Consider the following 6543-nt stretch of genomic DNA (forward strand, 5'->3'; position numbering starts at 1 on the left):
CGCTGTTCCTTTTTGGGTTTCCGACATATCAGCGCAACCCGCAGTTGCCATAGTGACTGCCAATACCAACGCACCTGTCTTGATCATGTTCATGGTCTGTCCTATCTCTTATCAAAGTGAATCAGTGAAACTAAATAGTTGTTACTTCACGGTCGCATTTGTGCGATTGTTTCAAAACGGTGGGCGCAAAGCTGCCGTTGACCGGGCAAGGATGAAATAACAATCTTTAACGTTTACCCGCGTTTTGTCGCTCGCTGTGCGCCGCGGCGTAATATCATTAAGCCGTCTAGCAGAAAGAATAACGATCGATGCCGATTCCGTACTTGAGAAAACTGACTGGCAAGGAACGTAGCCAGCAAGCAAACCGCCATCTGGCGTTTTTCCTGTCTTTTATCGCTGGTGCAATCAATGCCGGCGGCTTTCTGGCGGTTGGGCAATACACTTCCCACATGTCAGGTATCGTTTCTTCGATGGCCGACCATCTCGCGCTCGGATCTATCGGCTTGATGCTGGCGGGTCTCGCTTGCCTGCTCTCCTTCTTGTTCGGCGCGATGACCTCGGCGCTGCTGATCAACTGGGGACGCCGGCAAGATCTGCAGGCCGAATATGCCTTGCCGCTGATGCTGGAGGCCGGTCTGCTGCTCCTGTTCGGGCTGCTGGGCGGCAATCTGGAGGGACATAAATGGCTGCTGGTGCCGATGACGGTAATCTTGCTGTGTTACATCATGGGCTTGCAAAACGCCATAATCACCAAGATTTCCAAAGCCGAGATCCGCACCACCCACATCACCGGCATGGTCACCGACATCGGCATCGAGCTCGGCAAGCTGATCTACTGGAATAAAATGAAAACCGGCGACAGGCAGCTAGACGTAATCGCTGATCGCGCCAAATTGCGCTTGCTGATCACCTTGGTTGGACTGTTTTTCAGCGGCGGCCTGATCGGTGCGATGGGATTCAAACATATCGGCTTCATCGCCACTGCCATGCTTGCCGCAATCTTGACGTGTCTGGCGATCGTGCCCGTCCTTGACGATTTTCTGAAGTTCAGGCGAAAAGCTTGAATCGCCCGGCTTGGAGCAAAAACACTACGCCGAGGTGGCGCATTGAGCATTTGACTGGCCGATGCATGCTTTCACAAAGCAAGTCTAAGTCTTGAATCCACTCATGCGCCAACGGCGATTTATTTCACCACCAGCTTCCCTTTCATCGTCGGATGAAAAGAGCAGACGTAAGGGAACACGCCTTTCGCCGTTGCCTTGAATTTCCACGAACCATCGGAGGCAATCCCCTTCGAGTCGAAACTGTGGTTTTCTGCGGTCACCGTGTGAGGAAAAGCATCTTTGTTGGTCCATACAATGGTGTCCCCCGCCTTGGCTTCGATTACCTCGGGTGAGAATTTCATGGCCTCGATGACGACCGCATGGCGCACTGGCTGAGTACCAGCATCCGCCTCCAAGGCCGCACCAGCGGACACGCAAAGCAGCAACGCCGAAGCAATCGCTTGCCATTGCCAACCAGCACGGCTTGAAAAAGCGGGCATTCTCATGTTTTAACTCATGTTTTATTTCATTGACGCTTGAATCTCTTTCGCGTGCTGCAAGTGGGCATCGATTGCAGGCCGGACTTTCGTGATCAGGTCTTTCAACTCGGCATTCTGGGCGCTCGGCAGGAGAGTCTTGTCGATCGCATCGAGCACGGCTTGATGATAAGTAACTTCATTGTCGATGTAAGCCTTGTCGAAGGCTGTGTCCTTAAGCGTGCCGAGATGTTTCAGGTTCGCCACGCCGCCGTCTTTGAGGCTCTTGCTGGTCGCACTATCCTCTGGCGTCACATGCAACTTGGTGACCAGGGCCACGGCCTGTTTGTTGACGCCGGAATGGTCGGTAATCATGCGCTGCGCAAATTCTTTGACTTCCTTATTGTGCGATTTTGATTTGGCCACCTTACCGGCGTTGATATCCACGGTATTGGCTGCGACCACGATGCCGGCTATCTGCGCATCGTTCGGCGCCTCCGACTGAGCCATGACCATTGTTGTCCCCACCGTCAGCATGGCTGCGACCAAGGCGCTCATTACTGTTTTCATTTTGAGCCTCGCTATCTGGTTAAAAATTCAGAATATGTGATTAAAGCACTTTGTAAAGACTCTTATGCTTTAAGTGCATCTGTCATAAACCAGGCTAGCCAATTGCTCACCAACGACGCGGCAGGCGAAAATCTGTCAACAAAGATTAGTGCCTGATCAAGGACGAACAGCGACCAGAATACTGGCTTTAACCCGCTCAACCAGCAACGCATCCATGGAGCCACGCCACCAGCGCATCGCAAATGCCTTGCGGTGCGAGTGGCCGACAATAATAAGATCGATCTCCAGTGCATCGGCCAGCGCACCGATGACATCGACCGGTTCTCCCATTTGAAGATGAGGCACCACGTTCAAACCGGCCGCCGCCATCAGCGCACGGCCCCGCTCCAGTACCGGCTCCATGATTTGCCGTTTGGCAGCGACCTCGATCTCCGGCGCGTAACCGCCCGCCATGGCATGCGGAGAAAGCTGAATTACTGCCAGCAAATGGACTTCTGTCGAGGGCGGCGGATTAATCTGAATACATTCGTGCAGAGCGGATTCGCTCTCAGGCGTGCCGTCGTAGGCGACCAGAATTTTCTTGTACATGGCAAGCTCCTGCCGTCACTCGCTCATCGCATTCGATGAGATAAGACGATACGGGTATTGTGCACCCTTTGCATTGCAATGTATTGAGCACTCAGTTAGCGAATTCAGACCGTCTTGATGAACAAGGCAATCAGTTTGCGCGTCAGGCTGGTATACGGCGGGAAAAACATCTTGGCGAGCATGATGCGGTTGCGCACCACCGCCCGCTCATGCGAAAACGCCAGAAAGCCGTGATGGCCGTGCGCGCTGCCGATACCGGAGTTGTTGACGCCGCCGAAAGGCAGATTGCCGTGCAAGAACTGCACCACGCAATGGTTGATGCAAGCGCCGCCAGAGCTGGTCTGCTGCATCACTTTGGCGATATTTTCCTGCTTGCGGCTCCAGACATACAGAGCCAGCGGCTTGGGCTCGGCATTGATGCGCGCAATCACCGTGTCCAGCTGCTCATAACTGATAATCGGCAGCAGCGGCCCGAAGATTTCTTCGCGCATGATGCTGGCGCCGTCCGGAATGCCGTCCAGCAGCGTTGGCGCGATATAACGCTGAGCCTCGTCAACACCACCGCCGGTAACTATCCGCGCACCGCGCGCGGTGGCGTCATCCAGCAGGATTTTGACGCGCACGGTATGGCGTTGATTGACGATACGCGCCAGGCTGCTGCTATCCATTTGCTGCGGCCCCTTGCCATAGGCGCTTTCCAGCGCCGCTACGCAGTGCCCGAGAAACGCCTGCTTGACGCTGGCGTGGACATAGATGTGATCGGGGGCGATACAGGTCTGGCCGTTATTGGTGAACTTGGCCCACAGGATATTTTGCGCTGCGGCTTGCAGATCCGCCGTCTCGTCGACAATCGTAGGCGATTTGCCGCCCAGCTCCAGCGTAACGCTGGTCAGGTGCTTGGCTGCCGAAGCCATGACGATTTTGCCGACGGCCGGCGAACCGGTGAAGAAGATATGATCGAAAGGAAGATCGAGCAGCGCCTGCGCAACCGCCGCGTCGCCCTCGAACAGCGCCACTTCATCCTCGCCAAAAGCCGCGCGGACGATCTTGCCGATCACGGCTGAAGCATGCGGCGTCATTTCCGAAGGCTTGATGATCACCGTATTGCCAGCCGCCAGCGCCGACACCAGCGGCCCCAGGCTCAGATTAACCGGATAATTCCACGGCGCCACGATCAATACCCGCCCCTTTGGCTCGTACTGGGTATACGCCGAAGTGCCGATCATCATGCGCGAAGGCCAGACTTTTTTCGGCTTTATCCAGCCGCCTAGTTTGCGGATGGCGTCGTTGGCTTCGGCGATCACCGGCAGAATTTCGGTCAGATCAACTTCGGCGGCAGGCTTGCCGAAATCGGCGAAACCGGCGGCAATCACCTCATCCTTATGCGCCAGCAACGCAGCCTTCAATTTCCTGATTTTCAACAGACGCTCGGCCTTGCCCGATTGCCGCAGACGCAAGGCCGTAACTCTCTGAGCATCGAATACGCGCTGGATTTCCAGGCGGGTCTGATTGAATTCGGTGTCGGCTGGAGTCGTCAACGTGTTCATGGCTGGCCTTTGATAATTGCATTTATGTTCGGCAATTAAAGCACATCGCGCATGGCGCAGGACCGGCTTTTAGTCGAGAGCTTCTTCAACTTCGTTGGTGCAGGATCACCGCCAAACAGCAATCTGTTTACCGCATTCCTCGCTGGAATAGTGCCAGAAGGAAAATAAAGCAATAAAAAATCTAAGGAAAAGACTAAACATTTGCGGCGAATCGAATTTAGCTAGAAATTAATGCAAAATAAATAACAACATTTCAAAGTAGCATCGCGCTCTGGGACGTTGTTTTTATGCGGCCGTACCTGTCCGTAGAGACTTAGCTGGAAAACCTGCTTGACGGGTGACTTACCCAGTCACTTGCAGCAAAAGCATGAAGCGAAATCGATCATTTCCTTTTATAAAAACGGAGACCTTCCCAGATGAATAAAATTCTTTTGCCATCTACCCTGGCAGCAATCGGCCTCATCCACCTGCCTCTCACCTTTGCCGCTGACCAAACCACCGGCTCCGCGCCCGACACACCTGAACGCATTACCATTACCGGGTCAAACATTTCGCGCGTTAATAGAGCAGGTCCAACCGCAGTTGAAATCATCAAAAGATCGGAAATCGAGAAATCCGGCGCAAGCACTGTGGTTGAACTCCTGAGCAAACTGCCGTCTGTTTCTGTGGAATTAAGCGGCAATTCCAGTAGTTCATTCGCTAAAGGCGCGGCATCGGTGGCGTTGCGCGGCTTGAGTGCAAAATACACGCTCATCTTGTTAAACGGTCGCCGCATGGCCAATTACGGCTTCGCCAATAATGCCGAAGACACATTTGTCGATTTGAATAGTTTGCCGCTGGCCGCGATCGAATCCGTCGAAATTTTGCGGGACGGGGCTTCTGCGATATACGGTTCCGATGCGGTTGCCGGCGTGATCAACTTCAAAACCAGGCGTAACTATCAGGGTGTCGAAGCTAGCGCTAATCTCGGGACGAATGAAAAAGGCGATGGCGGCACCGCAAATGCAAGCGTCACCGCAGGCTGGGGCGACTTGGACAAGGACGGACAGAATCTACTGCTGACAGTCGATGTAATGCGCCGTAACCCGTTATCGAGCGATAAACACGATGCCACCAGCAATAGTGATTTCAGACGCTTTGGCGGTAGTGACGGCAGGAGCATAGATCGTTATCTGGGCAGCCTGTTTGATATCACCACCGCCGAACCAGGTTTTCCCATACCGGGTTGCCGCGGCACTATCGATACCAATGCCGGCACCGGCGACACTCGCTGTTTCACCGATTCTGTAGTCCGACTGTCTCCTGATGTACTGCGAGGAGGTGTTTCGGCAATTTTCACCAAACGACTCAGTGGTCACGGCGAGTTGTTTGGCGAAGCCTCATATGGTCATGGCGAGAGCACCACTCAACGCGGTTTCCCGCAATTTGACAGTACCTTCGTCGGCAAAACCGCCGGCTCGATCAATCCAGGCCTGGCCAATTTACCTGGTCGCAGCGCGGATGGCTCTCTAGAAGGATTTACACCGGGCGATCAATTACGTCTGTACCGCGGTATTTATGAGGCCGCGCCGATGCAAACCAAAGTTAGCAGCGACAGTGTGCGTCTGGTAGGCGGCTGGCGCGGCGAAATCGGTAAATGGGACAGCGAGGCGGCCGTCAGTCTCAATCAAAATCGTCTCAACGAAGTTGACTCGAATGCCGTCTTGAAAGACGCATCATCGGCATCGCTGCAAAGCGGATTGCTCGGTACAGGCGGCTATGATCCTTTTATTTACTGGAATCCCGCCAGCGTGATCAATCCGCTGCTGACATCCACCAAACGGGTCGCGACATCGCGCCTCGGGACAGTCGACTGGAAAATGTCGACCCCCGACATATTTGCGTTCAATGGCGCGCCAGTAGGTTTTGCCTGGGGCGTACAAGCAAGCCGCGAGTCGATCGACGACCGCCCGGATGCGCTGGCCGTTGCCGGCAAGATTGCCGGCATGGGCGCCAACAGCAGCAAGGCTGGTCGCTCAGTGTATTCCCTGTACGGTGAATTTAATCTGCCGCTGATGAAGCAGGTCGAAATGCAACTGGCCTTGCGTGGCGATCGCTATAGCGACTTTGGTAATTCGATCAACCCGAAAATAGCTGTGGCTTGGCGGCCGTCAAATCAGATAATGTTGCGCGGATCGGCTACGACCTCGTTCAAAGCCCCTACCTTGCCAGAGATCGCCTCAACCACAACCGGTTACACAACGGTTGCCGACCACGTCCGCTGTGGACCGCTCGGCTATGTCGGCGCCAATTGCAGCTATAACCCAAAAGTCTACCTGC

5 protein-coding genes and 1 pseudogene are annotated in these 6543 nt (G+C 54.4%); 2 read left to right on the plus strand and 4 right to left on the minus strand.

What is annotated here, in order from left to right:
- Positions 1–308: 308 nt before the first annotated feature.
- Positions 309–1037: pseudogene (locus KHU33_RS24765) on the plus strand (YoaK family protein); the annotation flags it as partial.
- 146 nt (positions 1038–1183) lie between these two features.
- On the opposite strand, the gene KHU33_RS24770 reads toward KHU33_RS24765, so the two are convergent.
- The 4 genes from KHU33_RS24770 to KHU33_RS24785 form a co-directional block, all read right to left on the minus strand.
- Positions 1184–1549, minus strand: a complete 366-nt coding sequence (locus KHU33_RS24770) for a cupredoxin domain-containing protein (RefSeq protein ID WP_230414540.1) — start codon at positions 1547–1549, stop codon at positions 1184–1186.
- 15 nt (positions 1550–1564) lie between these two features.
- A complete protein-coding gene (locus KHU33_RS24775) occupies positions 1565–2077 on the minus strand; it encodes a DUF4142 domain-containing protein (RefSeq protein ID WP_230414541.1) in 513 nt (170 codons plus the stop codon).
- A gap of 168 nt (positions 2078–2245) precedes the next feature.
- A complete protein-coding gene (locus KHU33_RS24780; protein ID WP_211467995.1) occupies positions 2246–2677 on the minus strand; it encodes a universal stress protein in 432 nt (143 codons plus the stop codon).
- Positions 2678–2781: 104 nt separating this feature from the next.
- Positions 2782–4224 (minus strand): aldehyde dehydrogenase family protein, encoded by a 1443-nt coding sequence (locus KHU33_RS24785; RefSeq protein ID WP_211467997.1) that lies wholly within the window; start codon positions 4222–4224, stop codon positions 2782–2784.
- 416 nt (positions 4225–4640) lie between these two features.
- On the opposite strand from KHU33_RS24785, the gene KHU33_RS24790 reads away from it, so the two are divergent.
- Positions 4641–6543 (plus strand): TonB-dependent receptor plug domain-containing protein (locus KHU33_RS24790; protein WP_211467999.1); only part of this gene is annotated, 1903 nt, incomplete at its 3' end.

Origin of the sequence: Collimonas silvisoli (assembly GCF_018305005.1) — a bacterium.
Taxonomy (GTDB): Bacteria; Pseudomonadota; Gammaproteobacteria; order Burkholderiales; family Burkholderiaceae_D; genus Collimonas; species Collimonas silvisoli.